Origin of the sequence: Azospirillum sp. B506, from assembly GCF_000333595.1 — a bacterium.
Lineage (GTDB): Bacteria > Pseudomonadota > Alphaproteobacteria > Azospirillales > Azospirillaceae > Azospirillum.
The window spans coordinates 1-3,110 of the sequence record NZ_BADK01000944.1; the positions used below are offsets into that span (position 1 = coordinate 1).

Below are 3,110 nucleotides of genomic sequence, written 5' to 3' on the forward strand. Positions count from 1 at the left end.
GGCCGCTCGCTCAATCGTCCAGCAGTTGCGCCAGCTTCATCGCGACGCCCATCGATCTTTCGACCTTCAGCTTGCCCATGGTGAAGGCCAGCATCGGGTTCAGCTTGCCGTTGATCAGCTTCTGCAGGTTTTCCGGCGAGATGCGGATGGTGCAATCGGAATCGGCATCCTCGCGGCTGATGCTGATCGGGGTGGCGCGTCCATCGACCCGGATCACCTCGCCCTCCTTGTCCAGCAGGAAGCGGACAGAGGCGTTGAGCGAGCGCAAATCTGTGCTGCGGTTCTGCAGTTCCCGCAGAATGTCGTCGATCATGAAAGCATGCCCTCAGGATTGTTCGTAGGACTGGCCTTGACAGTAGGCGCGCATTACGTTTACGTCAACGTCATAACGAAAGCGTTTCAGACGCCCGCCGCCACGGCAAACGGCTGTCAGGTGATCCGGAACGCGCCACCGCCAAGGGGAGCGAACAATGCCCGAGCCGCTTGCGCAGAGCGCCAACCCGCCCACAGCCGCCAGACCCGACGCCGCAGATGACGCCGCCCATCCCTGGCTGACGCATTATCCAAAGGGAATCGCCTGGGACCAGCAATTCGCGCCGATGCCGCTGCACATGCTGTTCGAGGAAGCGGCCGGGCGCTATGCCGACCGCCCCTGCCTGGACTTCATGGGCCGCCGGTACAGCTATGCCGATGTACTGGATCTGGTGAACCGCGCCGCCCGCGGCTTCCAGGATCTTGGAGTCGGGCCGGGGGTGCGGGTGGGCCTGTGCCTGCCGAACTGTCCGACCTACGTCATCTCCTATTTTGCGGTGCTGAAGGCCGGCGGGACCGTCGTCAACTACAACCCGCTCTATGTCGAGCGGGAGTTGGAGCACCAGATCACCGACTCGCAGACTGAGATCATGGTGACGCTGGACCTGAAGCAGATCTACCCGCGTGTCGCCGCGATGCTGGCGCGCACGCCCATGAAGCGGATCGTCGTCTGCCGCATGGGCACCATCCTGCCGGCGATGAAGAAGGCGCTGTTCAGCGTGCTGAAGCGCGGCGAACTCGCCAGCGTGCCGCGCGACGACCGCCATGTCGATTTCAACAGCCTGCTGTCCAACGACGGCACGCTGCGCCCGGTGCGCATCGACGGACTGCGCGATGTCGCCGTGCTGCAATATACCGGCGGCACCACCGGCGTGCCCAAGGGCGCGATGCTGACCCACCACAACCTGCTGTCCAACGCGCGGCAGGTGCAGGCCTGGTTTCCCGACGTGGCACTCGGCCGGGAGCGGGTTCTCGCCGTGCTGCCCTTCTTCCATGTTTTCGCCATGACCGTGGTGCTGAACATGGGGCTGGCGTGCGGGGCGGAGTTGATCATGCTGCCGCGCTTCGAGACCGAACAGGTCCTGAAGACCATCGCCAGGCGCAAACCGACCCTCGTCCCCGGCGTGCCCACCATGTACAAGGCGCTGCTGGGCCATCCGCAGGTCGGGCGCTATCCGATGACCTCGATCCGCTACTGCATCTCCGGCGGCGCGCCGTTGCCGATGGAGTTGAAGCGCCAGTTCGAGACGGCGACCGGCTGCGTGCTGATCGAAGGCTACGGCCTGTCGGAAGCCTCGCCGGTCTGCGCCGCCAACCCGCTGAACAGCATCAACAAGGAAGGGTCCATCGGCCTGCCGCTTCCCGGCATCTCCATCGAGATCCGCGACCTGGAGGACCCGAGCCGCAAGCTCGGCGTCGGCGAAAAGGGGCAGGTGGCGATCGCCGGACCCAACGTCATGGCCGGCTATTGGGGCCGGGCGGAAGAGAGCGACCGCACCGTGGTCGACGGTTTCCTGCTGACCGGCGACGTCGGGGCGATGGACGAGGACGGCTACGTCTTCCTGCTCGATCGCTTGAAGGATCTCATCATCTGCAGCGGCTACAACGTCTATCCGCGCATGATCGAGGAGGCTATCTACCAGCATCCCGACGTGGCCGCCGCCTGCGTCATCGGCCTGCCCGACGACTATCGCGGCCAGACGCCGAAGGCCTTCGTCCAGTTGAACCCAGGGGCCAGCCTGACGGCGGAGGCCCTGCGCGACTTCCTGCGCGACAAGATCTCCCGCATCGAGATGCCGACGGCCATCGAGTTCCGCGAAGAGCTGCCGAAGACCGCCGTCGGCAAACTGTCGAAGAAGGAACTGATCGCCGAGGCGCAGCAGACTCTGGCGAACGGAGGATGACCCCAATCACCGGTTGGGTTACCGCCATGACCTGAACGTAAAGGGAAGCCTTATCACGCGACGGCAGCTGTGCTACCAAACGGAAGGCGCATTGTGCCGAACGCAAACAAAAAGGCCTTCCCCGGGATGGAACAGCTCTACACGGTCAACCAGCTTGCGGAGGAGCTGGGCATCACGCCGCGGGCTCTGCGCTTCTACGAGGTCAAGGGACTGCTGGCGCCAAACCGCGTCGGCAACAACCGGGTCTATACGAAGCGCGACCGGGCGCGGCTGAAGCTGATCCTGCGGGGCAAGCGCCTGGGCTTCTCGCTGGCGGAAATTCGCGAGTATCTCGACCTCTACAACGTCAATGGCGGGGTCGAGCAGCAGAAGAACCTGTTGAAGCGCGTGCAGAAACGGTTGAAGGACCTCGCCCAGCAGCGCGAGGATCTGGAGGCCACCGTGCAGGAGCTGCGCGACATCGAACAGCAGGTCAACAACACCCTGGCGGAACTGAAATCCGCCGCCAAGGACAGCTGACCGGTCTGGCGCCCCCGGTGCTCCGGTCGGCCCAGTGAGGGGGATCGGAGCATGATGGGACTGCCACAAGCACGGACACGCTGCGGTGCCGTCGCAACGACGGGCCGGATGGGGGACTGGGCATGAACCTGATCTTCCGCCTGCTGGCCGTCGCCGTTGCCGCCATTTACTCCGCGTGGCGCGGCCGGCGCACCGGGTTGCTGGAGCCGTCGACGCTGCGGTTCCGGGTCTGGCCGACCGATCTCGACCTCAACCTGCACATGACCAACGCACGCTATTTCAGCGTGATGGATCTGGGCCGCACCGATCTGGCGATCCGCGTCGGCCTGGGCCCCGCGATCTGCGCAATCGCTGGCAACCGTGCTGGGCGGGGCG

Annotated in this window: 4 protein-coding genes; 3 read left to right on the forward strand and 1 reads right to left on the reverse strand. The window is 64.9% G+C overall.

Translation table 11 applies throughout. From position 1 onward, the window contains the following. Positions 1 to 10: 10 nt before the first annotated feature. Positions 11 to 313, reverse strand: coding sequence for an SCP2 sterol-binding domain-containing protein (locus I71_RS29170; protein ID WP_042702629.1), 303 nt, complete (start codon positions 311 to 313; stop codon positions 11 to 13). A 157-nt stretch (positions 314 to 470) separates the two neighbouring features. On the opposite strand from I71_RS29170, the gene I71_RS29175 reads away from it, so the two are divergent. The 3 genes from I71_RS29175 to I71_RS29185 form a co-directional block, all read left to right on the forward strand. Then, a complete protein-coding gene (locus I71_RS29175; RefSeq protein ID WP_042702632.1) occupies positions 471 to 2,216 on the forward strand; it encodes a long-chain fatty acid--CoA ligase in 1,746 nt (581 codons plus the stop codon). Between the two features lie 126 nt (positions 2,217 to 2,342). Beyond that, a complete protein-coding gene (locus I71_RS29180) occupies positions 2,343 to 2,735 on the forward strand; it encodes a MerR family DNA-binding transcriptional regulator (RefSeq protein ID WP_042702636.1) in 393 nt (130 codons plus the stop codon). 122 nt (positions 2,736 to 2,857) lie between these two features. Beyond that, positions 2,858 to 3,110, forward strand: a 253-nt coding sequence (locus tag I71_RS29185) for a thioesterase family protein (RefSeq protein ID WP_375731226.1), incomplete at its 3' end; no start/stop codon positions are given.

Bases quoted from the DNA above. Each gene is read 5' to 3' on its own strand.
- I71_RS29170 (WP_042702629.1), bottom strand. From the start codon at position 313: ATGATCGACGACATTCTGCGGGAACTGCAGAACCGCAGCACAGATTTG.
- I71_RS29175 (WP_042702632.1), top strand. From the start codon at position 471: ATGCCCGAGCCGCTTGCGCAGAGCGCCAACCCGCCCACAGCCGCCAGA.
- I71_RS29180 (WP_042702636.1), top strand. From the start codon at position 2,343: ATGGAACAGCTCTACACGGTCAACCAGCTTGCGGAGGAGCTGGGCATC.